General features: G+C 56.3%; 28 protein-coding genes. 10 read left to right on the top strand and 18 right to left on the bottom strand.

All coding sequences use genetic code 11. The features are described 5' to 3' along the window. Nucleotides 1-21 precede the first annotated feature (21 nt). From ACNA0J_RS20985 to ACNA0J_RS20970, 4 genes are all read right to left on the bottom strand, one after another. Nucleotides 22-912 (bottom strand): amidohydrolase family protein, encoded by an 891-nt coding sequence (locus ACNA0J_RS20985; RefSeq protein WP_415820817.1) that lies wholly within the window; start codon nucleotides 910-912, stop codon nucleotides 22-24. 30 nt (nucleotides 913-942) lie between these two features. After that, entirely contained in the window at nucleotides 943-1,908 is a 966-nt protein-coding gene (locus ACNA0J_RS20980; protein WP_415820816.1) for a Bug family tripartite tricarboxylate transporter substrate binding protein, read from the bottom strand. A gap of 35 nt (nucleotides 1,909-1,943) precedes the next feature. Further along, the gene (locus ACNA0J_RS20975) at nucleotides 1,944-2,729 is read right to left on the bottom strand and encodes a class II aldolase/adducin family protein (RefSeq protein ID WP_415820815.1); all 786 of its coding nucleotides are present in this window, start codon (nucleotides 2,727-2,729) and stop codon (nucleotides 1,944-1,946) included. Between the two features lie 82 nt (nucleotides 2,730-2,811). Further along, nucleotides 2,812-3,567, bottom strand: coding sequence for an SDR family NAD(P)-dependent oxidoreductase (locus ACNA0J_RS20970; RefSeq protein ID WP_415820814.1), 756 nt, complete (start codon nucleotides 3,565-3,567; stop codon nucleotides 2,812-2,814). 279 nt (nucleotides 3,568-3,846) lie between these two features. Here ACNA0J_RS20970 and ACNA0J_RS20965 point away from each other — a divergent pair, with 279 nt between their 5' ends. Further along, the gene (locus tag ACNA0J_RS20965; protein ID WP_415820813.1) at nucleotides 3,847-4,788 is read left to right on the top strand and encodes a LysR substrate-binding domain-containing protein; all 942 of its coding nucleotides are present in this window, start codon (nucleotides 3,847-3,849) and stop codon (nucleotides 4,786-4,788) included. Nucleotides 4,789-4,801: 13 nt separating this feature from the next. Here the strand turns inward: ACNA0J_RS20965 and ACNA0J_RS20960 are convergent, their stop codons facing one another. From ACNA0J_RS20960 to ACNA0J_RS20935, 6 genes are all read right to left on the bottom strand, one after another. Next, nucleotides 4,802-5,737: an AraC family transcriptional regulator gene (locus ACNA0J_RS20960; protein WP_415820812.1), complete on the bottom strand. Its 936-nt coding sequence runs from the start codon at nucleotides 5,735-5,737 to the stop codon at nucleotides 4,802-4,804. 44 nt (nucleotides 5,738-5,781) lie between these two features. Continuing rightward, entirely contained in the window at nucleotides 5,782-6,558 is a 777-nt protein-coding gene (locus tag ACNA0J_RS20955) for a molybdopterin-binding protein (protein ID WP_415820811.1), read from the bottom strand. Then, a complete protein-coding gene (locus ACNA0J_RS20950; RefSeq protein ID WP_415820810.1) occupies nucleotides 6,555-7,418 on the bottom strand; it encodes a cytochrome b/b6 domain-containing protein in 864 nt (287 codons plus the stop codon). The genes ACNA0J_RS20955 and ACNA0J_RS20950 overlap by 4 nt, the downstream gene beginning before the upstream one ends. Nucleotides 7,419-7,475: 57 nt before the next feature. Continuing rightward, nucleotides 7,476-8,111: a hypothetical protein gene (locus ACNA0J_RS20945; RefSeq protein ID WP_415820809.1), complete on the bottom strand. Its 636-nt coding sequence runs from the start codon at nucleotides 8,109-8,111 to the stop codon at nucleotides 7,476-7,478. Between the two features lie 169 nt (nucleotides 8,112-8,280). Beyond that, nucleotides 8,281-8,862 (bottom strand): TetR/AcrR family transcriptional regulator, encoded by a 582-nt coding sequence (locus ACNA0J_RS20940; RefSeq protein ID WP_415820808.1) that lies wholly within the window; start codon nucleotides 8,860-8,862, stop codon nucleotides 8,281-8,283. A 127-nt stretch (nucleotides 8,863-8,989) separates the two neighbouring features. After that, entirely contained in the window at nucleotides 8,990-9,883 is an 894-nt protein-coding gene (locus ACNA0J_RS20935; protein WP_415820807.1) for an alpha/beta fold hydrolase, read from the bottom strand. A 399-nt stretch (nucleotides 9,884-10,282) separates the two neighbouring features. Between ACNA0J_RS20935 and ACNA0J_RS20930 the strand changes: the two genes are divergently transcribed. Together ACNA0J_RS20930 and ACNA0J_RS20925 are read left to right on the top strand one after the other, a co-directional pair. Further along, complete coding sequence (locus ACNA0J_RS20930) at nucleotides 10,283-11,476, top strand: MFS transporter (RefSeq protein WP_415820806.1); 1,194 nt, start codon at nucleotides 10,283-10,285, stop codon at nucleotides 11,474-11,476. Nucleotides 11,477-11,579: 103 nt separating this feature from the next. Continuing rightward, nucleotides 11,580-12,398: a GNAT family N-acetyltransferase gene (locus ACNA0J_RS20925; RefSeq protein ID WP_415820805.1), complete on the top strand. Its 819-nt coding sequence runs from the start codon at nucleotides 11,580-11,582 to the stop codon at nucleotides 12,396-12,398. A 34-nt stretch (nucleotides 12,399-12,432) separates the two neighbouring features. Here ACNA0J_RS20925 and ACNA0J_RS20920 read toward each other — a convergent pair whose 3' ends face one another. From ACNA0J_RS20920 to ACNA0J_RS20905, 4 genes are all read right to left on the bottom strand, one after another. Next, complete coding sequence (locus tag ACNA0J_RS20920) at nucleotides 12,433-13,002, bottom strand: NrsF family protein (RefSeq protein WP_415820804.1); 570 nt, start codon at nucleotides 13,000-13,002, stop codon at nucleotides 12,433-12,435. A 70-nt stretch (nucleotides 13,003-13,072) separates the two neighbouring features. Next, nucleotides 13,073-13,654, bottom strand: coding sequence for a sigma-70 family RNA polymerase sigma factor (locus ACNA0J_RS20915; RefSeq protein ID WP_415820803.1), 582 nt, complete (start codon nucleotides 13,652-13,654; stop codon nucleotides 13,073-13,075). Between the two features lie 24 nt (nucleotides 13,655-13,678). Then, nucleotides 13,679-14,446 carry an alpha/beta fold hydrolase gene (locus ACNA0J_RS20910; protein WP_415820802.1) on the bottom strand — a complete coding sequence of 256 codons (768 nt, stop codon included), beginning with the start codon at nucleotides 14,444-14,446 and terminating at the stop codon, nucleotides 13,679-13,681. Between the two features lie 200 nt (nucleotides 14,447-14,646). Continuing rightward, complete coding sequence (locus tag ACNA0J_RS20905; RefSeq protein ID WP_415820801.1) at nucleotides 14,647-14,985, bottom strand: hypothetical protein; 339 nt, start codon at nucleotides 14,983-14,985, stop codon at nucleotides 14,647-14,649. Between the two features lie 274 nt (nucleotides 14,986-15,259). Here ACNA0J_RS20905 and ACNA0J_RS20900 point away from each other — a divergent pair, with 274 nt between their 5' ends. From ACNA0J_RS20900 to ACNA0J_RS20880, 5 genes are all read left to right on the top strand, one after another. Beyond that, on the top strand, nucleotides 15,260-15,802 hold the full coding sequence (locus tag ACNA0J_RS20900) for a TetR/AcrR family transcriptional regulator (RefSeq protein WP_415820800.1): 543 nt from the start codon (nucleotides 15,260-15,262) through the stop codon (nucleotides 15,800-15,802). Then, entirely contained in the window at nucleotides 15,799-16,494 is a 696-nt protein-coding gene (locus ACNA0J_RS20895) for an aspartate/glutamate racemase family protein (RefSeq protein WP_415820799.1), read from the top strand. The genes ACNA0J_RS20900 and ACNA0J_RS20895 overlap by 4 nt, the downstream gene beginning before the upstream one ends. 170 nt (nucleotides 16,495-16,664) lie before the next feature. After that, the gene (locus ACNA0J_RS20890) at nucleotides 16,665-17,132 is read left to right on the top strand and encodes a GNAT family N-acetyltransferase (RefSeq protein ID WP_415820798.1); all 468 of its coding nucleotides are present in this window, start codon (nucleotides 16,665-16,667) and stop codon (nucleotides 17,130-17,132) included. Nucleotides 17,133-17,369: 237 nt separating this feature from the next. Then, nucleotides 17,370-17,687 carry an EthD family reductase gene (locus ACNA0J_RS20885; protein ID WP_415820797.1) on the top strand — a complete coding sequence of 106 codons (318 nt, stop codon included), beginning with the start codon at nucleotides 17,370-17,372 and terminating at the stop codon, nucleotides 17,685-17,687. 24 nt (nucleotides 17,688-17,711) lie between these two features. Further along, nucleotides 17,712-19,112 carry an MFS transporter gene (locus ACNA0J_RS20880; protein ID WP_415820796.1) on the top strand — a complete coding sequence of 467 codons (1,401 nt, stop codon included), beginning with the start codon at nucleotides 17,712-17,714 and terminating at the stop codon, nucleotides 19,110-19,112. Nucleotides 19,113-19,216: 104 nt separating this feature from the next. Here ACNA0J_RS20880 and ACNA0J_RS20875 read toward each other — a convergent pair whose 3' ends face one another. Beyond that, complete coding sequence (locus tag ACNA0J_RS20875) at nucleotides 19,217-19,519, bottom strand: EthD family reductase (RefSeq protein ID WP_415820795.1); 303 nt, start codon at nucleotides 19,517-19,519, stop codon at nucleotides 19,217-19,219. A gap of 71 nt (nucleotides 19,520-19,590) precedes the next feature. Then, nucleotides 19,591-20,343 (bottom strand): SDR family oxidoreductase, encoded by a 753-nt coding sequence (locus tag ACNA0J_RS20870; protein WP_415820794.1) that lies wholly within the window; start codon nucleotides 20,341-20,343, stop codon nucleotides 19,591-19,593. 112 nt (nucleotides 20,344-20,455) lie between these two features. Between ACNA0J_RS20870 and ACNA0J_RS20865 the strand changes: the two genes are divergently transcribed. Next, nucleotides 20,456-21,085 carry a TetR/AcrR family transcriptional regulator gene (locus ACNA0J_RS20865; RefSeq protein ID WP_415820793.1) on the top strand — a complete coding sequence of 210 codons (630 nt, stop codon included), beginning with the start codon at nucleotides 20,456-20,458 and terminating at the stop codon, nucleotides 21,083-21,085. A gap of 95 nt (nucleotides 21,086-21,180) precedes the next feature. On the opposite strand, the gene ACNA0J_RS20860 is transcribed toward ACNA0J_RS20865, so the two are convergent. After that, nucleotides 21,181-22,374, bottom strand: coding sequence for an acyl-CoA dehydrogenase (locus ACNA0J_RS20860; protein ID WP_415820792.1), 1,194 nt, complete (start codon nucleotides 22,372-22,374; stop codon nucleotides 21,181-21,183). Between the two features lie 63 nt (nucleotides 22,375-22,437). Next, nucleotides 22,438-24,132, bottom strand: a complete 1,695-nt coding sequence (locus ACNA0J_RS20855; protein WP_415820791.1) for a thiamine pyrophosphate-binding protein — start codon at nucleotides 24,130-24,132, stop codon at nucleotides 22,438-22,440. Between the two features lie 153 nt (nucleotides 24,133-24,285). Here ACNA0J_RS20855 and ACNA0J_RS20850 point away from each other — a divergent pair, with 153 nt between their 5' ends. After that, on the top strand, nucleotides 24,286-25,161 hold the full coding sequence (locus ACNA0J_RS20850; protein WP_415820790.1) for a LysR substrate-binding domain-containing protein: 876 nt from the start codon (nucleotides 24,286-24,288) through the stop codon (nucleotides 25,159-25,161). Nucleotides 25,162-25,237: the final 76 nt, after the last annotated feature.

Below are 25,237 nucleotides of genomic sequence, written 5' to 3'. Positions count from 1 at the left end.
AGCGTGATTCCCTCGGCGGGCTCAGAACCGATAAAGCTGCCCCGGATTGTCGCAAAGAATTTTCTGTCTGACATCAGCGTCTGGCAACCAGCGATGCAGCGTATTCAGCAGAATACCGTCATCGGGAACCATCGTCGAATCAAAATAATTAGTATGTGGCCAGTCTGAACCCCAGACAATTCTTTCTGGATTGGCCGCGATAAGATCGCTGGCAAAGTCATCGATATCACCATATTGACCTTGCTGGTTGCTGTTGCGGTCCGCGCCGGATATTTTCGTCCAGGTGTTCCCAGCACCGAGCATCTGGCAAAGTTTTTGAAATCCTGGGTTGTCTCTACCCAACGCAGCGTTCATGCGGCCCATGTGATCGATGACTAAAGGCACATTCAATTTTTCCAAACGGGGCGCCAATTCCACCAGATCTGGGGCGTGAATCCATATCTGCGCATGCAGGTCCAGGTCGCGCATCATCGGCGCCAACGTTTCCAATACATCAAGTCCAGCGCCATTTTTATAGACCTTGTCTCCGCCGACAGCATATAGGTTGAAGCGTACTCCACAAACACCCGCTTTTCGCCAGACGCGCAACGTGTCCACATTGACACCGGTGTCGGCGACAGCTACGGCTCTTAATCTATCGGGATACGCAGTTAGCGCATCCAAGACGGATCGGTTATCCGTACCGTACGGACTCGGCGTCACAAGAACACCCCGTTCAAAGCCCATCCGCTCCAAATGCTGGATGAAACTTTCCAACGGGCTTTCAGGTGCCGTGTAGCTGCGGTCCGGTGCGAAAGGATAAAGCTCGTTGGGGCCGAAAATATGCGCGTGGCTATCGCATGCATGGGCCGGAATTTCGAATTGGACTCGCTGCATCGAGTCTTTCGGCGGTAGGCAAAGCTTTGACATCATTTCATCTCCAGCGCCATATACCTAAAGGCGCTATTTCACTGTTAGTTTCCCGGCGTCGCTCAACCGACGCGCTTGTTCTTCCTCTTTGCCTAGCAGGGTGTCAAAGTCGTCGGGGGAGGACCACTTGGCGGTGCTGCCGACTCCGTCGAACGCACGCTTGACGATGTCGTCTTCTGCGACCTGTCGTAGTGCGGCGTTCAGTTTTTTTACGATAGTTTCCGGGGTTGACTTTGGTGCAACGACACCAATGACTGTCGAGGCGTCTATACTGGCCATACCGGATTCTCGCAACGTCGGAATGTCTTTTAGTGCAGGCACGCGCTCAGCAGTCATCACAGCGAGCACCTTTATTTTTCCGCCAGCGATCAGACTGGTAGAACTGCTGAGTTGGTCAATCACAAAGTCGAGTTGCCCGCCAGCGAGATCAACGATCGCAGGGCCTGCCCCTTTATACGGAATTGCATTGAATGTGCAGCCGGTCGCTTCTTCCAGGTTAATGAGTGCGACATAGTTAGTCGTGCCGATGCCCGAATGCCCCACCGTCACGGTTCCAGGTTTATCGCAGGCGGACTTCAGCAGTTCCTGGATCGTTTGGTATTTTCCGTTTGGGTTTGCGTCGATCAGCAGCGGCGTTTCGGCAATCATGCCTACCGAGCTGAAGTCGGCGGTTTTGTAGCCGGTCGGAGCCATAAACGGCGCCACGGCAATGGCATTGGGAGTGGTCATCAGCAGCGTGTATCCATCTGCCTCCGCTTTTGCAACTTGGGCCGTGCCAATGATGCCGCCGGCGCCAGGTTTGTTCACGACAACAATCGTTGTGTTCAGAGCTTTTCCCAGGGCGGGGGCAATAATACGTGCCGTAATGTCGGAGTTTCCTCCGACCGCAAATGGGACGACCATTGTGATGGGTTTGTCCGGGTAGTCTGCGAGCGCGAGCGCCGGCATCATCACCGTACACATCGATGCAAGTGGCAGAACAAGATTCCTGATTTTCATTTTCGTCTCCAGATATATTTAAATAAAATCGTTATCTAGCTTCTATAGCCTGGGTCCAGGCGATCCAGCTTGCGCAGTAATGCGGCCCATTCCATTTGCCCGTACGGTCTTCTGGTCCCCGGCTGATAGTTGTTCCAGGTTTCTTCTTGCACGGCGGGACTGACTTGCCTCAAAGGCGAGTTGCATGCCATGGCCGCTAGCTGGGACACGCAGGAGAGCTCCAGCCGATGCATCCAGTTAAACGCTTCGCCGATACTCCGTCCCGTAACCAGGGCGCCATGGTTGCGCAAAATGAGGGCCTCATTGGTGCCCAGATCTTTTATCAGCGATTCCTTCTCATCATCGTTCAACACAACGCCCATGTAGTCGTGATAGCCTATTTTCAAGAAACGCATCGCGGTCTGTGTCAGTGGCAAGAGGCCACATTCCAGCGTAGATATGGCCATGGACGCCCAACTATGGGTATGTATCACGCACTGGGCATCGGGACGGGCCTGATGGATCGCACTATGAATGACCAGTCCGGCTCTGTTGATCCCATAGTTCAGATCGCCGAAATCAGGGCCCGCCAGCACGTTGCCATTCACATCCACCTTGATCAGACTGGACGCCGTGATTTCTTCGTACAGCATGCCATAGGCGTTGATCAGGTAAACATCATTCTCGCCAGGTACGTTCGCAGAGATATGGTTGGCGATCATGTCGGACATGCCATAAAGGGCGATCAGCCGGTAGCAGGCTGCTAGATCGACTCTTCGTTGCCATTCCTCCGGCGTGCATTTTCCCCGCATTGACGAAATAGACAGCTCGTAGCTTTTCATGGATGTGTGTGCTTGTGATAAGTTGGGATTGGGTTTGTCTACGCCAGGTCTTCGATTCGTTCAGTGGCCTGCTGCATTTCATTTAGCCCATGAAGGCGCCGCCATTCACGTCGATGCATGCGCCCACAATGAACGAAGCGTCTTCTGAGACAAGAAAGGCCACGGCGCAGGCGATTTCGTCGGCAGTGCCCGATCGCCCGGCCGGCACGGCAGCCCGCAGCCTTGCCGCCACTTCGGGGTTGTTCTGCCGGGCCAGTGGAGTATCCACTGGGCCAGGAGATACGCAGTTGACGGTGATGTTGTTCGGCGCAAAGTCGCCGGCTAGCTGGCGGGTCATGCCAATGATGGCGGCCTTGGTCGTCGCGTAATGGAGATTGGTGTTCGGAATGAAAGTCCGGCCGGCGCGCGAGGCAATGTTGATCACGCGACCCCATCCGCGTGAGCGCATTTCCGGCAGGAGCGCACGGCATAGCATGAAAGGCGCCATCACGTTGATGCGAAACACCCGCTCCCAGTCGGCGTTGGACACCTCTTCGAGGGGAAAGGGTCCACCTTGCTTCTTGATGTTGATCCCTGCGTTGTTGACCAGGATGTCACAGCCGCCAAAGTCCTCAACGGCTGCGCGCGCAAGCGACAGGACTTCGTCTTCTTGGCCGAGGTCAACGGTGACGGCAAGGTGCGGTTGGCCGTTATAGGGGAGGGTCGCCGCGATTTGATGCACCGCCGGGTCGCGGTCAGCGAGTAGAACGCGGTAGCCCGCACGCGCCAGTTGCGTGGCGATGGCGAGGCCGATGCCACTGGCGGCACCGGTAACGAGAGCAGAACGAATGAGTTTCATGGTGTCCCTGGGGTGGTGGTTCGGGCTAGGCGGCTTTTCAAGGCTGTGTCTGCTTGCGATAAGTTCGATGTGGCGCGAGCATGACGCGCTGGATTTTTCATTCTATGGAGTGCTTCTCACGCTCGCCAGCCTACAAAATGGAGGGGGTGTTAAATTTATTTAACTACCGCTCGTATGAAGTCTGGTTTATTCGCACCGAACTCCACGTGCCGTAGGATTCTCACTTGGCTTGGGGCATCCTTGCCCGTATGCAGTCCAACGCTCACGCTGGTATCCCCCATGGAACTGAGGCAAATAAACTACTTCATCACGGTTGTCGAATGTGGGAGCATGGGTAAGGCTGCCCTGTCACTGGGTGTGACGCCTTCGACCTTGAGCCAGCAGATCAGCCGCTTGGAGGGCGAGCTGTCCACGATGCTGCTTCAGCGGACCTCCACTGGCGTCGTGCCTACAGACGCCGGATTGGAGTTTCTCCAGCGTGCAAAAACCATCGTGCATCACGTTGAAATGGCAGCCTCTGCGACACAGAGCGAGCGGCTTTCAGGAAGGGTGAGCATTGGTATGGCGCCCACTACGGCACTGAAACTTGCGCTGCCGTTGTTGCGCGCAATGCGAGAACGCTATCCAAAGATACGCGTACAAATCGTGGAAGGTCTGTCCGGTCATCTGACCACGCAGCTTGACGCTCGTAAACTTGATTTACTGATAGGTTTTGAGATAGGAGGCAATCCGAGATTAAGCATTCTGCCCCTACTGAAGGAGGACCTTTTCGTAATAGGGCGCCGGGATTTACCGGGTATGCCAAACGGGCGGGATTGCGGGATCCAGCATCTTGAAGCGTTGCCATTGGTGATGTCCACGGGCCGGCATACGCTCGTCAGTATTATCATGAATGCGTTCAGGCTTAAGAACGTCCGGCCGAATATCGTTCTTGAGGTCGATGGCCTTAATACATTGATGGCGGTGGTGCAGGAAGGGATGGCTGCGACGATCCATCCAAGTAGTGCCATGGCGCTCATTCATGCCGACAGTATCGTATCCATGCCAATTATCGACCAGTCCTTGTTTCGATCCAGCCTGTTGATCAGCCAACCGGACGAAGAACTATCGGTTGCAGCATTAGCGACCCGGATGATGGTTAAAAGTGTGGTACAGGCTCTTATAGAGGGTGGTCTATGGGATGGCGCATCCGTAGACGCAACAGCGACGGCTTTTCGCTGAAAACGGCACTGGGCTATTGAGACAACGGCTCAGACTCCCTGGAACGGAAGACTTGCCGATTGGCACGAACGTCCTCTCCTGGACTCCGCCCGAACAGCCGCTTGAATTCACGGCCAAATTGCGACGCGCTGCCATAGCCGACGCGCGCACCTGCTGCTGCCGCCGTGAGATCATCTCGAATCATCAAGAGACGCGCTTGATGTAAACGTACAGATTTGATGTATTGGATCGGAGACGCAGAGGTCGCCGCCTTGAAACGTGCATGAAACGCAGGGGCGCTCATGCCTGCCTCACGCGCCAGCGAACCAACGTCCAGCTTGCTCGCATAGTCGGTGTGAATCCGATGCAAGGCGCGTGCAATCCTGCCAAAGCCACTCTGGCCAGTCAATGCGGCTCGGATCTCTCGGCCCTTGGGCCCCGTCAATGCTCGCAAGCACAGTTCACGTACGATGGTCGGTGCCAACACACGAGCCTGGATCGGGGAGGCTAATGCTCTAAGCAGGCGCACGGTCGTATCCGCCAACTCCGCATCCAACGGAGCGGAAACTATTCCCAGCGGGTTGATCGTTTCAGCATAGGCACGATCATCCACATCCGTGATCGACAGCTCTGCGAAGACGGTCATGTCGAATCGCACAGAAACAGCCAGAAAGGGTTCCTTTGGGCTGGCATCGGTGTCACATGAAAGCGATAGAGGTACCGAAAGCACCAAATAGTGCCGAGCGTCATAGTGATAGGCCCGGCCAGCCAGATAACCATGTTTCCCCCCTTGGCAAACGATCACAATACTCCGCTCGCACAAGACCGGCATACACCTCACCGGCCGATTCATTCGTATCAGCCGTACATCATCCCACAGTGAGCCTGTATCCTCTTCATGCGGGGTGAGCTGGCGAACCAGCGTAGCCATTTCGGTTTGCCAAGACTCGGCAGTATTCGGGTTCGTCATGAAACTACTCACCCTGGCCATCAGAACGCCGCACCGACACGCCTTCAAATACCTGCGTACCACTCATAACCACGATCTTCCCAGTAGCCGCCTCGACCGCCCCATAACGTGTCGAACGACGACACGACTTCGATGCGCATCAGATATTTCGCCTGTTTGTAGCCGAGCTGCCGTTCGACTCTCAGCCGCAGCGGCGCACCATGTGCAACCGGCAGATTCTTTCCGTTCATCGCGTACGCCAGAATCGTTTGTGGGTGATAGGCGTCGAGCAGATCGATGCTTTCGTAATAACGGCCGCTGCCGTCAAACGTAACCTCCAGCTCATCCGCGCAGTGAAGCACGACATATCGCGCGCCCGGTTTCAATCGCGCAAGATCCAATATCCGGCCGAGGGAGACCCCCTGCCATTGTCCGATAGCACTCCATCCCTCGACACAATCGTGCCGGGTAATCTGCGTGCGCGACGGCAGGCTTTTCAGTTGCGCGAGGGACAGGCTGAGAGGTTGTTGCACCAACCCATCCACCTGCAGCCGCCAATCGGCGAAGTCATTTTCGAGCAGGCGGTTATATTCCTCGGAGTCAGGTGCTTGGGTACCATTGGCGCGGAATACCGGTGATAAGTCGGCCACGCTGTATTCTGGCGCCAGCGATTGACGGTCCAGCAGCAATCGCTGACCGGCCATCGTCAGCTTTTCGGTATTGCGCAACACGGTACCGAACGACTCGCTCTGCGTCACGCGGTCACAGCCAGCCAGCAACAATGTGCTGGCGCCAGAAACCAGGCTGGCCAACATTTTTCGCCGGGAAAATCCTGTTGTCATGATTCATGTCCTGAGTGATCGATGTCATAGCGTCCGGTGATCATCGATCGTATGTTGTTCCAAAAACCAGACAACACGACCATGAGTACATGCACAATGACAAACAACACGAGCGATGATGCCGTGATGAAATGCAAGGTACGTGCCGACTGCCGGCCCCCGAACCAATCGGGTAAAAACGGAAAGGCCGCATCAATACCTGGCGACATAGTCAACCCTGTCAACACCATGAGGGGCAGCAATACCAGCGCGACCATCAGATAGGTGAGTTTTTGCAGGGCGTTATATCGCCGTGCTTCGTCGCCTTTGGCGAAACGCAGGCGTGCATGATCCACGATTTCTCGCCACAGGTGCCGCGGCGTCAGCTGATCCCGATCCGGCAACAGTTCCCCGCGAATATGATTTCGCCAGAGTCCGTGTACCAGATAAAGCAGACCATTGATCACCAGCAGCCAGGCAAACAGGAAATGCCAGTTCCTGGCTGCGCCCAGATCGTAATAGGACGGAATGGTCAGCCAGGCAGGAAATGCTCGTGCTGTATCGGCACCGTCTACGTTAGAGACGCCGAGAATGCCGGTTGTCTCGATACGAAGTGCACCAATGCGAAGGAATCCGTGCGTGCCATCGTCGCGTTGCTGTGAACCAATCTCCAGCAGCGCATGCTCCGTATCGGCGCCATATTGACCCCAGTAGAGTCTGGGGTGCGCATTGAAAATCTGCAACCCGCTGAGCAACATGATTGAAAAGCACAGCACGTTGATCCAATGCGTGATGCGCACGGTCACAGAATGACGCTGGATGCGACGACGGCGCGTTGGACTATCCGCAACACGGATAGAGGTTGAATTAGTGATATTCATGGACAGGGTCTCTTTTCGGCTGGCATTGGATGCCAGCCGGACATCGTTGTGATCCCATTACATCGGAGGCACGACACCGTTCTTGCCTACGATCAACTGACCCGTCGACAGCATGCCTTTTGCATCCTTTTGCGAGGGGATGAAAACAGCGGTGCCGGGTTGCACGTCCTCAGCCGTAGCTTGTGCAAGCGTCACCACCGGCGTGCCGTTGGGGATGGAGATTTTCTTTTCTTTGCCGTGATAGTTGACCGTCACCGTGCTGCCATCCACCGATTTGACGGCGTCGCCGACGGTAGCATTGGTCATCGTGCTATTGGGTTTCAGGTCCCAGCCATAGCTGCCTTCCCCGGTTCCTTTGAGTGCGGGTGGGAAGATCAGCACTTCCAACGCGCCGTCGCCGCCGGCGGACTTGGGCAGCGAAGCAATGCCCACGAAATCGCCCGGCTTGATATCACTGATGCTGGCTTTCACGACAGCTGACGCCATCCATCCTTTGTTAAGCGTAATCGTCAGTGCTTGACCCTCGCGTGATTTCACTTGTAGTTGATCACCAGCCAGCGAGACCACGGTGCCGCGTACGCGTACGATTTGATCTGCTGGATTGGCAGCCGTTGCTGCAGTCAGGCCACCAGCGACAAGGGCGATACCCGCCACACTGTTGATGAGGTATTTGCGTAATGTTGAGAGATGCATACAGATTTTCCTGGTGATGAAAACACCACGTAATGAACAATCGGCGTGTGAGGTGAAGCAAGCAGTCGAAAGCCGCGCCGAGAAAACTTTCGATAAACAACCAACTAGTTGGTCGATTGGTAAACTAAAAAAATGGCCGCCTTGTTCCCATACGGACAGGCGACCTGATTCACACAGTCAGTTGATGAATAGCAGCACTCACTACCGTGCGAAAAACCTCTGGCCGGCGGGCCGCCCGCGCCGACAACATCGCACCATGCACCGTGGCCATCAAGACCTGAGCCTCGTCAGACGCACCGTTGCGCAGGTGAAATTGCCCCCGTGAGGCGCCTTTTTCCAATACAGACGCGATCCAGGCGGCCAGGTCGTCAAAGTAACCATGGACCTCATCTGCGATGTCTGTGGGCAGCATTGACGACTCGGCCGCCAACATGGCGCAAATGCAGATAGGCAACGTGCCCTCGTGAATGCATTGCGCCCAATAGTCGGCGTACGCGGTTATACACGCGAGAGGGTCATCGACCTGTTGCGCCAAGGCCGTTAATCCGGAAAGGGCCTCTTCGCGGTGCCGTTGCACGACCGTGAGCACCAACTCCGCCTTGCTCGGGAAATGATGGTGAATGCTGGGCTTACCGATGTGAATGCGTTTGGACAAATCGGCATAGCTGAACCCGTTGTAGCCACCGGCGGCGAGCAGGATCTTTGTCTGCTCGGCGATTTCGGTGGCGCGGGGAGAGAGTTCCACACTCACAAGAACATTTCCTTGATGGCTGACGGGATACGCAAACGCGACAACTGCCGTCTCTAGATCAGCTTTCTGTCGCTCGTGACAGTTGCCAATCTACTAGTTGGTCGGTAAGTTGTCAAGCCGGCTCTTGTCACTCATCGTCAAGAAACTGCAAGATCGCGCGGTTAAACGCCGCCGGATCCTGAATAAATGCAAAGTGGCTGGTATCAGGCAGGATCTGCAGGCGAGCATGCGGAATCGTCATGGCGATGTATTCCGCATGACTGAGCTTGATCGCTTCGTCATGGTCGCCATCCAGCACGAGTACCTCGGACTGGATCGTCCCGAGCTGCTCATCCGTCCAATTGGGCTGCGTTCCCCACATCTGGCCGATCTGCGCGACAAAGTCATCGTATTCATTCGGCGTCGGTGAGAGTTGCGCATATTCGTTGCCAGTCCGTTCGATGAACGCCCCAAATGTGGCGTTCTGCTCGATGTCCGGATTCGAGCCAGCAGTATTCGTGTTGGCGCCAAACGCGACAATTTTGCCCACACGATCCGGATAGCGCATGGCGATGTCAAGCGCCTGCACAGCACCGTCGCTCCAGCCGACGATGTCGGCGCGCTTGATGTGCCACTTGTCCATCAACGCGATCACGTCGTCAGCCATCAGATCATAACTGTACGGCGTCGTATCGCGCGTGCTGCGGCCGTGCCCCCGTGAGTCCACCACGATGACGCGATGATGGCGGCGTAGCGCGTTCACTTGCAGAGCCCACCAATCAGAATTGGCTAATCCGCCATGCAGCAGAATCACGGGTCGACCGTGCCCCACCTCTGCGCTGTAGAGTTGGACACCGCGCAGCCTGGTATGGGCCACATGATCATAATGAGGCGGTGAGGGCGTGGGCGGCAATGTCTGCCAACGCGCGAGCGGCAACGCTTGCTGTGTACCCACTCCAGCCAACGAGGAATGCGTGACAGACGTCAGCGCAACACCAGCAAGCGCCGCCGTCATTGCTTTCTTCAGGATAGAAGTTTTCATTTAGCACTTGGTTAAACGTATGTATTGGTATTCAAGAGCCCGGACAATGAACTGGGAAAATTAATATGAGAGGCTCTTTCTGTTTGCGGTTGAAACCGAACTGAACATGTTAGATATGCAAAAAGGATCGGACTAGCCACAAAGCTACTGCATCATGGCCTATTCCTGATTTTGAATCGTGTTGCGTCGTTTATTCGGATCAAGATCACTAGTCCACACTGAATCTAACTTGTCACGGTAAAACGATCGTTTTACACTTTGAGCATGGCTGAACGAATCTCTATCATCACGTCCGTCGAATCGTTATTGAGCAAGAGCGAGACCATAACGACTGACCTGAACTCGATCACGCGAGCGGCGGATAGTTCCGGCCGAACGCTCCGAACGGGAGGATAGTTCATGGATAAATCGCGTCTGGCCTTCGTAGTGAGTGGCTTCTGTCTCATTGCCACATGTTATGGCCTCACTCGTTTTGCCTTTGGCCTGTTTCTGCCCGCTATCGCAACCGATCTTGCGCTTTCGGAATCCTTAAGCGGTCTAATCTCTGGCGGCTCTTTTCTTGGCTACTGCCTCGCGATTATTGCCTCGGCAACGTTGACTGAGCGGCTCGGGTCTCGCGTCGTCGCTGGGATAGCTGGAGGCATTGCTACTATCGGGTTGGTAGGGATAGTACTTGCACCAAACGGTGTCATGATGGCTGTCGCAGTCCTCTTCGCGGGGTTGAGTACCGGACTTGCATCGCCGCCTCTGGCGGCGGCCGTTGCTGACACTCTGGAGTCGAATCTACAGGATCGCGCAAACACGATTATCAACGCTGGGGCGAGCGGCGGCATCGCACTTTCTGCACCCGCAGCGTTCATTTTCGGCAGCGATTGGCGAGCAGCCTTTGCGGTCTTCGCAATGATTGCCGCCATGACAACCTATGTGGTCACACGTACGACACCGAAAAAAACTATGACGAATGATCCGTCCAAAAAACACCCGCTGTCATTCGATGCTGATGTGAAGCGTCTATGCATATCGGCGTTTCTTATGGGTGTGGGTAGTACAGCAGTGTGGTCGTTCGGGAGCGAACTAACAAGACGTTCGCTCGGCTGGGCAAGCGACGATGTAGGTTGGCTCTGGTTCGTGATCGGCATCTTCGGTCTGGCTGGAGGTGCCTGCGGTACTTTGATACGGCGTTTTGGCCTCAATCTGGTACACGTCTTTTGCTTGCTAGGTATGTCGGGCGCGGTACTGACTATTACGCTGTTGGCCAACTCGGCAATGATACTCGCGAGTGGCGGACTGTTCGGCGCTGCCTACATGACGTTGACGGGTGTGTATCTCGTTTGGGGCGTACGCGCGATGCCCAACCGGCCCGCCACTGGGATTACTGTCGGATTTCTAGCTATATCTATTGGGCAGATGGCGGGTGCACCGTTATTTGGATATCTGATCGAACACGCAGGAGAGAAAATTTCCGGCATCGCGTTCGCATTCGCGATTTTGCCGGCATGCGCATTCTTCAACCATTCAAAAATTTTTTTTCGTACATCTCTCCAGCGTTCTGCACCAGATCCTGAGCCTGTTATCGCTGCAGAGAAAAATTGAGACCTGCCGTGTTTGAGTGCGCCGCATGCGGCCTGTATTTGCAACATCCCGTCAGTCGCCATGTGCGGTGCAGTGACGGACTTTTCTTAACTGGAATTTTCTTATGAACGATAGCGGCACCTCATTCCAAAATATCGAGCATATTGAGGCGGTCGCCTGGCACGACATGTACAAGGCCGCACCCGTAGCGTACGCAAGCGAGAATGCGTTAAACACCACGCTTATAGGCGATGGGGCATGTCTATCTCACGGCCAGTTAGTTGTGACGGAACTGGCACGTGTGGTCGGTGTCTCTTCATCGGCGTATATCGATGAAGCGATCCAATGGATGCAAGAAAACTGTCCTGCGGGCTGGTCATTGCAGATACCACGAGTGCAGGAAAATGCCGCGATACGCGGTTTGCTGGAAGATCTCGGGTATGAGGCCAAAGGTAATGGATGGGCAAAATTCCGGCATGCACCGACAACGGTGGAAATGCCGGCAATTCCTCATCTATACAGTCGTGTTGCCGAACAGAAAGACGCCGCAGTATTCGGACAGCTGGTATGTACGGGGTTTGGATTTCCCGCGAGTATGGGACAGTGGTTTTCTGAATTGGTGGGGCGTCCGAATTGGAGTGTATTGATCGCTTATTGGGACGACGTACCGGTTGGCTGTGGCGCGATCTATAGCGCCGCAGGTTATTCGTGGATGGGTGTGGATACGACTTTGCCCGAATTCCGAGGCCGTGGCGTACAGTCTCATTTGATCCGTGCGCGGTTGCAGCATGGCATGGCGCTGGGCAGTAATGAATTTACGGCGGAAACTGGGCAGCCTGACGCAGGACAGGAGGCTCAGCACCGTTCGTTCTCGAATTATGTGCGAGCGGGGTTTGCGCGTGCGTATGTCCGGCTGAACTACGTCAAATCCACGGGCGCTTGATTACTCAAGTCCAGCCGGGTAATAGACATCGGTTTTACCAAGCCAATATGTACCGGCCTGCAATAGCGCCGATCGCCGCCGTAATTGAAATGGCAACCACATACCACACTGCTACAAATGAAGGGCCATCATTGAGGCATGCGATGGTGTATACCAATGCTGCGAGCGAGCCGGACAAGACGCCGGAGAGCGCTCCTGCATAGACCGGCCGTGTCGGAATACCGTGACGCAATCCGGCCAGGATGGCCATCAGACCAGGCAATGAGGCCGCAACAATGATGCCAACGCAGAACGGCACGGAAAATTGATTCTCGCCCAACAATGGATAGCCCGTGTCGTCAAATAACACACCAGCAAGCAACAGCACAGCACCGGGGAGCAAAGCCTGAGTCAGCCGTACCGATTGTCCCGGGATTCCGCAGGCACGAACAAGAACAATGCCGCCGCATGCGAGCAAGGCCATCGTTGCAACTTTGAACTGAAACACCCAGGCCGTTAGCATCTGATATAGATCAGGGCGAACGCGAGACAAGCCGATGACGACAAGAATGGCCGTAGCAAGTGACAGCACGAGGCTCGCCATCAAGGCTCGGTCGAAAGGCATGGTTATATGCTCTTTCGTGCCCGCTTGTCTGGATAGACGATGGATCAGCTCATCTGTTTGTATGTTTTTCTCATTTACGGGTGACATTTTTCTGTCCTGTTGCCATTGCCATCAATTTCTTCAGAGCCCGATGAAAAGCCACCCTTACGGCATTCTCGTTCATGCCCAGCTGGATGGCCGCTTCGCTGGGCGAAACTCCGTCTATGCCAATGACACGGGCGACGGATTGCTGCCCCGGTGGAAGCTCGGAAATCAGTCGATCGATATCCGTTCTTGACGCCGCGAGGGCGGTTTGTTCAAGGGCGGGCAACGAGCTCCACTGTGCATCGTCAAGATCTGTCTTAAGGTGAGCTTCTTTACGCAGGCGTCTTGCCGCATCAATTATCTTGTAGCGTGCAATGGCGTTTAACCAGGGCATGAGGGGCCGGTTGGCATCCCATTGATTGCGCCTCGAGTGAATCGCGATCAATATTTCCTGTACCACGTCCTCGGTCTCATCAAGGTTCAGCCGAAGGTTATTGAACCTCCACCTCACGATTCGCCGTAAATGCGCTGCGAAATCCTGAAGAAAACGCTCATATGCAGAGCAGTCGCCAGACCGCTCTTTAAGCATCGCGACCGCCCAATCGGCTTCCTGGCTATGGGGTTGCACGCTGAATTACTCCCTTCATGTCCGCTATTTTCCGGCAGCCTGGAGAATCAGATCGGCGATCGCTTTCGGATGGGAAACCAATGATAAATGGCCTGAATCTAGTTCTACCGTCGTGGCATGCATGCGTTTGGCGAGGAATCGTTGCAGATCAGGGGATGTTGTTTGATCGTTCTTTGAGACCGCGTACCACGTCGGCTTATTATGCCACGCGGCAGTCGTCGTTTTTCCGATAAACAGGTCTGCCGCAATGGGTTGTTGGACGGCGAAAAGCGTTTTCGCCTTCTCTGCAGGCACGCCATTCGCAAAGAAATTCAAGAAAGCATTTTCGTTGATAGTCGAGAAGCCATTATGAGTCGTGATGCCGGCTCTCACAGGCATCGTTGGAAACTTGCCGGCAAGTGCATTGAAGTCCTCGTCGGCATCCGGTGCGCGTGCTGCGACATAGACCAGTGCAGAGACTTTTGAATCAGCCCCCGCCTCACTGATGACATTTCCCGCATAGGAGTGTCCTACGAGTACCGTGGGACCGTCCAGCGAGGAAAGCGCACGTTTGGCCGCGGCAACGTCATCATGAAGCGAGGTCAATGGATTTTGAACCGATACGACCTGCAACCCAGCCGCTCTCAGGTAGGGGATGACATCACTCCAACTAGAGCCGTCGGCCCAGGCGCCATGGACGAGGACGATATTCTTTGCCCGGATAGGTTCTGTTTCTTGTGCAGATGCGGATCCTGTATGAGCAGAGACGGCCAACCCGATTATCAGTGCAAAGCGAGACAAGAATGTTTTCATGAGGATCTCCTGATTGAGCGAAACACAGCGTTTCAATATGAATATTCGTCAATCGAATCGATTTATTACGCGGGAAAAAAAATCGGAGAATCAATAACGGCCGAACATTCCTTCAGAGCTGAAGTTGCGGCCGTACTTTCTTTTTTTGATTCCCAGACGCTGGGCTTGTTTACGGTTACGCCCCCCCCCGTACGCGGTTGTTACTGACCAATCAGGTGTTGGTAGTAAGCGAGTTTTCTTCGGTATTCCAAGCTATAGATGTCGGGCGTTGCGTTGCCGCGCCATTCGTCAGCGAGTCCAGCTTTGCGCCATGCTGCCGTATCGGCATTGACTTCGGCTCGCGACAATGTCGAAAAGGTGGGAGGTATATAGGTTTGATCGCCACGCTGGACGTTGTCTGCAACGCGTGCCTCGGGCTGTTCGGTTTGGACTTGTGCTGGCAATGAGTCCTGGACGGCGGCGCTATTGGCGGCCTGCGCAGAGACAGCTGCAGCCAGGGCTGAAAGGGCAATGGCGATGGAGACAAACGACTTCTTCATGGTGAATCTCGATATAAAAATAGCTAATGATTTCAAAGGCCTGTGGTTTGCACATTCCCCAAGTGGTTCACAGAGTTGCCAAGGGTTGGCCTATCCGCATAGAAGAGCCACCCCGCGTGTAGCGGCGCGACGCTTCAGTATGGATATTCGGCAACCGGGGGGATTTATTACATCCACTGTTAAAAATTTCAGTCGCCCACCATTGATCGGCTCTGCTCAACGGGCTGTACGTGGAGGTTTGACATGTGTAAAACGATCGTTTTAGACTGGCTATATGAATACAGACAGCCATCTCATCTCTACCGCCGAGCGTCTTTTTGACCAGCATGGCTTTACCGCGACCGGCATGGACCGCGTGGCTCAGGCGGCATGCATGTCCAGCCGCACGCTATATAAGTACGCGGGCAGCAAGACGGCTCTCATCGCCGCTGTGCTCTCGGAAAGGGACGATAGGTTCATGCGGCTGCTGAATGTGCCTACTGTGGACGCGCTATTCGAATCACTGGAGCAATGGATACACGAAGAAGGCGCCCGAGGCTGTCTGTTTTTGCGCGCCCAGGGCGAGAGCGGGGGTGAAGTAGCCGAAATTTCGAAAGCCATGCGCAAACACAAGGCCCGTCTCAGAAAAAAAATCCACCGCATCCTTTGTCTGGAACGTGGCGAAGATGATTGTTTGGAATTGGTGGAGCAACTCCTCATACTGATCGAAGGCGCCACCGCCGCCGCGGTGTACCGAGGTCCACAGGCCGTGAAAACGGCGCGAGGTATGGCGGCATTACTGTTGATACAACACAGCGATCGATCGAGAAAGACTTGAAAACTATTGGAATCCTGGGAGGCATGTCTGCGGCCTCGACGCAGATCTACTACCGCAAGATGTGCGAGATTACGCACCAACGTCTGGGTGGTCTGCATTCTCCCGAACTGCTGATCCGGTCACTGGATTTCGCAAAAATCGAGACGCTGCAGAAAAACGGCCAATGGAATGAGGCGGGAGGCATCTTGAACGCCGAGGCCAAGGCATTGGAGCGCGGCGGCGCCGACTTCATTGTTTTGGCGACCAATACCATGCATAAGCTGGCCGGGCAGATGATGAGCGGAGTGGGCATTCCGCTACTGCACATCGCAGATGCGACGGCGGATCGAATCACGAAGGCGGGCCTGAATGCGCCTGGCCTGATGGCGACCGCGTTCACCATGGAGCAAGCCTTCTACATCGACCGCCTCAAGGCAGCCTCACTCCAGCCTATCATTCCCGACGCTGCGGATCGAGCCGAGGTGCATCGCATCATCTACGACGAGCTGTGCTTGAACGTTACGACCACGGGCAGCCGTACGATCTATGAAAACATCGCACGGGGCTTGGTCGAGAAAGGAGCGGATTGCGTGATCCTCGGTTGCACGGAGGTCGGCATGTTGCTCAACGAAAGCAATGTCTCCGTTCCCGTCTTCGACACAACCCTTATCCATTGCGAGTCGGCTATCGATTTGGCTTGTGGTGACAACTGATGGATGGTCGACATGTCGTGACTCGTAGCGGCATTGCGCATACGTATTTACTGCTCGCGTAATGTTGGCAACTTATGCTGACGCAAGCAATCGCCCGTTGGTTTATCTCGATGCTCTGGGTGATAGATGGCATTCTTGACCATATCGGCGCATTCAGGGACGACTAGAAAATGTCAAAAATCACCATTCGACCTGCAGTATCAGCGGATGTTTTGAAGATTCAAAACATCGTTAAAGATGCCTACTCGGTTTACATCGAGCGTATTGGTCGCGAGCCTGCCCCGATGACCGACGACTATACCGTGCATGTCAAGGCAAAAAGGGTTTGGGTGCTAGACACTGCTGAGGGTCTGGCTGGCCTCATGGTGTTGCGGATGGAGGCAGATCATTTGCTGGTAAGTAACGTAGCTGTGGAACGCGGGAGCCAAGGCAAAGGCTTTGGCAGAAGGCTCCTCGATTTTGCCGATGAATTCGCTACTCAAAATGGAAAGAGCGAGTTGCGACTCTACACCAACGAGCTGATGCGTGAGAACTTGGCAATCTATCAAAAGCTTGGATGGGAAGAATATCGACGCGCTGAGCAAGACGGCTTTCGGCGTGTTTTTATGTGCAAGAAACTACGCCGATCGGGCGGCTAGTCGGTCATCACGACTAGGCATCTATTCGCTAGGTTAGATCAGGCGGCCGCGTCGACAAGGCCCGCGCGGACTGCCGACAGAAAGATTCGAACATCGCCCCATTCCATGCCGTGAGTCGCCGTTCAAAAATGTACAAGAAACGTACAGAAATGGCGGTTCACAAACAGTTTCGCAGACGTCACTATTGCGCCTGTCGTTGAACTGTCCCATTCCGGGTCTGCTTGACCTGGAACTTCCATGAATACTCAGACTGCCCCAGTTGTTATCTACGTGACCTATCAAGGCACGCCACAAGATGCGTTTGACCGCAGCTATTACGTCAACGTCCACCTGCCGCTGGTCATCAAGGCATGGGCTCAGTATGGTTTGCTCAGCCTGGAAGCATTTTTCCCATCGACCGAACGGGAAGGGACCATCGCCATCTGTGAATGCGTTTTCCGGAATGAAGCGGCGTTCGAAGCCGCGTTTGCCTCACCGGAGGTCTCCGCCGTAATGGCCGATGTGCCGCACTTTACCGCCATGACACCTCAGCGCGTTCGGGCAGTTGCTCTTTAGTTCGCTGGTACAGGTTTACAAATCATGAATACGTTGACTCAAGCGTTCGAGCCCGTGGCTCCTGATTCGCGCCGTTGGCTCGCCCTTGTTGTTCTGCTGACCGGCACAATGTTGCCGCCCTTGGACTTCTTCATCGTCAATGTGGCGTTGCCGGCCATTCGCACTGACCTGCGGGCATCTTCAGATGTCTCGCAACTGGTGATCTCGGTCTATGCCGCAGCCTATGCGGTCACCTTGATATTAGGAGGGCGTCTTGGCGACCTGTATGGGCGCAAGCGAGTCTTTATTGGCGGTATGCTTGGTTTTGGCGTTGCTTCAGCGCTGTGTGGTTTGGCGCCGTCACCGGGCATGCTCGTTGGCGGGCGATTGCTGCAAGGTATATCGGCGGCCATTATGGCGCCGCAATCGCTGGCATCGATACACTCCCTTTTTCCTGCAAGCGAGAAAAATCGCGCGCTCAGTCTGTATGGTGCGACGTTCGGCTTGGCTTCTGTGGGTGGCCAACTGCTGGGCGGCGTGCTGGTTTCGGCCAGTCCGTGGGGGTTGGGCTGGCGCAGCGTTTTTTTGATCAATATCCCGGTCATCATCGTTGCGGTTCCTGCTGCACTGATGCTGCTGCGTGAGAGCCGGGCCGAGCGCTCTGCTCGTCTGGATGTGTCAGGAGCTTTGCTGTTAGCGTCGGGCTTGCTGGCCTTGGTCGTGCCTCTCATCGAGGGAAGGGAGCACCACTGGCCGTGGTGGTGCGTCGCGTTACTTGGCTTGAGCATACCGTTGTTGTGTATGTTCTGGAAGTATGAAAAAAGACAGGAGCTCGCTGACAGAACGCCTCTGATTCTGCCCTCGATTCTCGCTGCTCCCGGACTGAGGCGCAGCCTGGCAGCAACATTCTTCTTTTACGCTCTCGCGGCGTTCTTCCTGGTGTTTGCGGCGTACGAACAGGCAGGCCTGGGAAATAATGCGTTGGCAACCGGCTTGGCGATTCTGCCGCTTGGTATCGGTTTCTTTCTTGGTCCGCTGTGCGGTCCACGCATCGCCCGGCGCTTCGGGGCACGTACCGCCGCGTTCGGCATGAGCCTGGAAGTGTTCGGTCTGGTCATGGTCGCAGCGCTCGCCTTCGTCGATGCGGCGACCTGGCTCGCGTTGCCATTGTTCCTGATTGGCGCTGGACAAGGCATCGCATTGCCTGCCTTGGTGCGATTGAACGTGGATCAGGTCGATGCACGTTGGGCCGGGTTGGCCTCGGGTTTGGTCACTGCCACTTTGCAGATTAGTGCTGCAGTATGCGTCGCGATCATTGGCGGTCTGTTCATCGCGATCGCGCCTGACGGCGCAGCCGCTCATGAAGTGCAGCTCGGATTTGCAGTGGCCTCATTGGCAATCGGCGCGTCGCTGGCATTGGCAGTTGGACTCAGCTGGAGACGGTAGTCGGCAGCTTGCGAGTACCTTCGTTGGCTGGGCTGCCGATCCCAAGAAGTGACGAGGGACGTGCACAACGGGTCAACGTCCCGCGTCGATTGACATCGTATTCCTCAAAACTCCGTGAACAGACTACGCAGCACGATTGGGGCGTCGGTGAAATTCTTCACGTCGTCCATTATTTGCTGTGTTTTTGGGCTCTTCAGCGCGGCATGTACTCCTTCTGCCGACGAGAAGGTGTATATGCCAATGGATTTCCAGCTGCCGGCTTCAGCGTACGGAAAAAATGCCTCCGCCGATTGAAGTCCATACTCTTCCCAGCATGCCATCGCTAACTTGAAATGATCGTTCGCATAGTAGTCTCGATCAAATCTCACGTTGGCGTCGCCAGCGCAAACGACAATCATCTTTGTCATGGTCTTTCTTCGCTCTACTGAATTTGTTGTGAGTGCAGGGCCGAGGAGGCCGGTCCTCCTCGGGCGGTAACTCAAGCGCTTATGCCGCCATCGACAAGAATGCCCGACCCGGTAACATAGGCGGCGCCAGGCCCGGCGAGGAAGGCGACGGCCTCGGCGACTTCTCGGGGTTTACCGTAGCGGGCAATCGACAGGCTCGGGAGGATAGCGGGCGCGAGCGGGCCGTCGGCAGGGTTCATGTCGGTGTCGATCGGGCCAGGGCGGACCAGATTGACGGTAATATCACGAGGGCCGAGTTCACGGGCGAGGCCACGGGTGAAGCTCTCCATCGCGGATTTGGTGGCAGCATAGACTGCGATGCCCGTGAACGGAACAGACAGGCCCGCATTGCTGCCGATCGTGATGATGCGCCCGCCATTCGGGATGTGTTTGAGCGCAACCTGGGTGGTGACGAAAACGCCGCGCACGTTGACGTTCAACTGCAGATCTATTTCCTCCAGTGATTGCTCGGCAAAGTCACCCGAAAAGAGAACCCCAGCGTTGTTGACCAGGATGTCAAGGCCGCCAAGGTCGGCGACGCTCTGTTCTACTGCTGTCTTCGCGGCTTCAGGGCTGGCGGCATCTGCCTGGATGGCGACTGCCTTGCGGCCCAGGGCGCGAATCTTGGCAGCGAGCGCCTCAGCCTTTTCGGCCGATTTCTCGTAGGTGATAGCGACGTCTGCGCCGTCTTCGGCCAGCTTCAGTGCGATGGCCGCACCAATGCCGCGTGCTGCACCGGTAACGAGGGCTCGCTTGCCAGCGAGGGGAAGGGTGGGCATGTTCATGGAGAGACTCCTGTGTTAAATTATTTATGTGTTGATCATTACAAAAATAGTATCTGCTTTTGCTTTGCCAGTGCAAAGATAATTATGTAATGATCGGTAAAAAAAGGACCTTATGATGCAGCCTCCATCGACGCCGCGCACTCCGAAGCGGGGCCGCCCTGTCAGTTTCGATCGTGACGAGGTGCTGGGACAGGCAATGGGCGTGTTCTGGGCAAAGGGTTTTGCCGGCGCCTCAATGAGTGACCTCACTGCAGCCATGGGCATCGCCTCGCCCAGCCTCTACGCGGCCTTCGGGTCCAAGGAGAGCCTCTATCGGGCGGCCCTCGAACACTACGTGGCGCTTCACAAGGAGGTAGTACGGCGCATCATGGAATTGCCGACGGCGCATGAAAGTATTGAAGGCCTGTTGCGCAACGCCGTCACTGTCTTTTCCCGTACCGATTTCCCGAGCGGATGCATGGTCGAACAGACGGCCGGGGAGGCCTGCGATATGTCTCCCGAACTCGTGGCGAGCCTTCGCGAAATGCGCGCAGCTAATGACGAGAACTTCTCGGCACGGCTGCGTCAGGGGGTTGAGGACGGCGATGTTCCCGCCGGAACCGACATCCGCGCTGTTGCCGCTTTCTATGCAACCGTCCACAAGGGTTTGAGTCTTAGCGCGCGAGGCGGGACTGGCTCGGAAGAGCTGAACTCTGCCGTCACCTCGGCCATGGCGGCCTGGCCGCTGCTGGTGAGGGCCTGAGCGCCCGAGTCCAGGAGCTGCCCAAAGAAAACGCCCCAGCATCCAAAGATGCTGAGGCGAATTCTAAAAAGAACTAAAAGGCGCGAAGAAAAGGATCAGCTAAACGCCTGAATCCCCGTCTGAGCACGACCCAGAATCAACGCGTGCACGTCGTGCGTACCCTCATAGGTATTAACCACCTCGAGGTTGACCAAATGACGCGCCACGCCGAACTCGTCAGAAATCCCGTTACCACCCAACATATCGCGAGCCAGGCGCGCGATATCCAGTGCCTTGCCGCACGAATTGCGCTTCATGATCGAGGTGATTTCGACAGCGGCGGTGCCTTCGTCTTTCATGCGGCCCAAACGCAGGCAGCCTTGCAGACCCAAGGTGATCTCGGTTTGCATGTCGGCCAGTTTTTTTTGGATCAGCTGATTGGCAGCCAAGGGGCGGCCAAACTGTTTGCGGTCCAGCGTGTATTGGCGAGCCGTGTGCCAGCAGGCCTCGGCGGCACCCAGCGCACCCCAGGCAATACCAAAGCGAGCCGAGTTCAGGCAGGTGAAGGGGCCACGCAGACCCGACACGCCAGGCATCATCTGATCGGCCGGGACGTCGACTTCGTCCATCACGATTTCACCGGTGATCGACGCACGCAGGCCGACCTTGCCGTGAATCGCCGGAGCGGACAGGCCTTTCATGCCTTTTTCCAGGATGAAACCACGGATCTTGCCGTCGAATTCACCGCCCACGCATTTGGCCCACACCACGAATACATCAGCGATAGGCGAGTTGGTGATCCACATCTTGCCGCCGCTCAGCTTGTAGCGGTCGCCGGTCAGCACGGCGCGGGTTTCCATGCCGTTGGGGTCGGAGCCGTGGTTGGGTTCCGTCAGGCCAAAGCAGCCGATCCATTCACCGCTGGCCAGCTTGGGCAAATATTTTTTCTTTTGCACTTCGCTGCCGAATTCATTGATCGGCACCATGACCAGCGACGATTGCACGCTCATCATCGAACGATAGCCGGAGTCCACGCGTTCGACTTCGCGCGCGATCAACCCGTAGCTGACGTAGTTCAGGCCAGCACCACCGTACTCGACGGGAATCGTGGCGCCCAGCAGACCCAGCTCGCCCATCTCGGCAAAGATCTTCGGATCGGTCTGTTCGTTGCGGAATGCGTTGAGCACGCGCGGCGCGAGTTTGTCTTGCGCATAGGCCGCAGCAGCGTCGCGCACCATGCGCTCTTCGTCGGTCAGTTGCTGGTCGAGCAACAACGGGTCTTGCCAGTGAAAAGAAGGATTCGAGGACATGCGGGTCTCCGGTATAGAGCGAAATACGGGGAATGCGTATATCGGGTTAATACGTTGATTTGTTTATTGCTGTGCCTGCAGCGCGGCGTCGCGGATCTTGTCCAGCGTGGTCGACGGGGTGATGGTTTGCGGGTCGATCAGGCAGTGCAGGATGGCGGGTTTGCCGCTGGCCAGGGCGCGTTCAAACGCCGGGGCAAACTGCTCTGTCGTTTCGACACGCTCGCCATAGCCGCCAAAGGCCTGCGCGTACGCGGCAAAGTCGGGGTTTTGCAATTGGGTGGCGGATATGCGGCCGGGATAGTGTTTTTCCTGGTGCATGCGGATCGTGCCGTACATGCCGTTATCGATCAGCAAGACGAGGATCGGCAGGTTGTATTGCACGGCCGTCGCGAATTCCTGGCCATGCATCATGAAGCATCCATCGCCTGCAAAACACACGACGGTTTTTTCGGGTTGGACGCGTTTGGCGCCGACGGCTGCCGGCAGGCCGTAGCCCATGGAGCCGGACGTCGGGGCCAACTGTGTACCGTAGCGCGTAAAGCGGTGGAAACGGTGCAGCCATGTGGCATAGTTGCCCGCGCCGTTGGTCATGATGGCATCGGCAGGCAGCGTTTTTTCCAGATAGGCCATGACTTCGCCCAACTGCAGCTGGCCCGGCGTGTGTACTGTGGTGGGATCGCTCCAGGCCAGATAGGACTGGCGGGCGGTCGCCGTGTCGGCAGCCCAGGCGGGTTGCGCAGGGCCTTTGACGTCAGCCAGGGACTGGGCAAAGGCGGCGGGCGAGGTGTTGATGGACAGGGTGGGGCGATACACGCGGCCCAGTTCGGCGCTGTCCGGGTGTACGTGTACCAGTTTCTGGGCCGGCACCGGGATGTTGAGCAGGGTATAGGCCTGGCTGGGGTTTTCCGACATGCGGCCGCCGACCAGCAAAATCAGATCGGCATCGGCCACGCGTTTGAGCAGCGCCGGGTTGATCCCCAAGCCTACGTCACCGATAAAGCAGGGGTGATCCGCGGGGAACAACATCTGGCGGCGGAACGATACCGCGGTGGGCAGGGACAGGCGTTCGGCAAAGGCGGTGAACTGCTCGACCGCCTCGGCGCTCCAGCGTGTGCCGCCCAGGATGGCCACGGGAGAACGCGCCTGAGACAGCAATTGTTCCAGATCGCCCAGTTGGCCTGCGGTCGGAGCGCTTTCGATGACCTCATAATGCGGCGCATCGTCTACCGTGGCGGTCTCGGTCAGCATGTCCTCGGGCAGCGCAATCACGACCGGACCCGGGCGGCCGGAGGTGGCGATATGAAATGCACGGGAGATCAGCTCAGGGATACGCTCCACCTGATCGATTTCGGTGACCCATTTTGCCTGCGTGCCGAACACGGCACGGTAGTCCATTTCCTGAAAGGCCTCGCGCTCGCGCATGCCACGTTCGATCTGGCCGACAAACAAGATCATCGGCGTGGAGTCTTGTTTGGCGATGTGCACCCCAGCCATGGCGTTGGTGGCGCCGGGGCCGCGCGTGACCATGCAGATGCCGGGCTCGCCGGTGAGCTTGCCGTGTGCGTCGGCCATCATGGCCGCGCCGCCTTCTTGGCGGCATACCGTGACGTCGATCTTGGCGTCATGCAGGCCGTCGAGCACGGCGAGGTAGCTTTCCCCGGGGACACAGAACACGTGTTTGACGCCGTGGGCGGCCAGTTGATCGACCAGAATGTGTCCGCCCAGGCGGGCACGGGAGGGAGTCGTCGCGATAGTCATAGGTAAGCCGGTAATTAAATAAGCGGGCAGGCAAAATCAGCCGGATAGCAAGCTACTGAGCATAATGTTCCTCGCTTGCACAATGCAATTGATAAAATTGCACAATATAGTGACCTGTCAGCACGTAGTGTTCAACCTTGCGATGTTTCTTTTATGCGTAACGGCATTCCGAACCTGAGCGCCTTGCAGGCTTTTGAGGCGTCTGCCCGGCTGGGGAGCTTTTCCCGCGCCGCGGAAGAGCTCGCACTGACGCATAGCGCGGTCTATCGCCAGGTGGCCAGCCTGGAGGCGCGCCTGGGCGTGCAATTATTTACGCGTGTGCGCCGGCGTATCGTGCTGACCGAGCACGGCGCCGAATATGCCGGCCGCATTCGCCATCATCTGGATCAGATCGAAAAGGACACGTTCGGCCTGGTCAGCCGCACCGGCATGGGGCGCAGCATTCACATTGCGGTGGTGCCGACCTTGGCGACGACGTGGCTGATTCCGCGTTTGCCAGGTTTTCAGCAGCAGTATCCCGACATTAGTGTGAGCTTGTCTGTTCGCACTTTGCCATTTCAGTTCAAGGATCAGCCGTTCGACGGCGCGCTGTATCACGCCAGCAGTCTCTGGCCGGGGACTCAAGGGGTGTTGCTATTTCCGGAAAAGGAACTTGTCCCGGTTTGCGCGCCGCATTTGCCGCGCCGCGAGGAGGACGGTCTGGCTGGGTTGACTCATCTGCATTTGAGCTCCCGGCCGGATGCCTGGCGGCTCTGGTATGCGGCTAATGATCAATCTTACGGGCCGCACGCGGCGGGTGGGCCGCGTTATGAGCTTTTCACCATGATGCTGGCGGCTGCGGAGGCCGGGTTAGGGGTGGGGTTGGTGCCGCATTTTCTGGCTTATCCGGCACTGGAGGAGGGTCGGCTCGTGCAGCCGGTGCCGCAAGTGTTGACGGTGGGGCAGGGGTATTACTTTGGGTATTCGCAACGGGATGAACGGTCTGAGGCGTTGAGGGTGTTTGAGCGGTGGTTGCGGTCGGTTGCGTAGGGGGGCGTTTGCAATGCGGTGGTCGGGGTTCTTTAGGCGCCGGGGATCGTCGTGTAAAGGGCGCGCTGGCCCGTAG

Source organism: Bordetella tumbae (assembly GCF_965139195.1).
Lineage (GTDB): Bacteria > Pseudomonadota > Gammaproteobacteria > Burkholderiales > Burkholderiaceae_B > Bordetella_A > Bordetella_A tumbae.
This window is presented reverse-complemented; position numbering and strand designations above follow the sequence as displayed.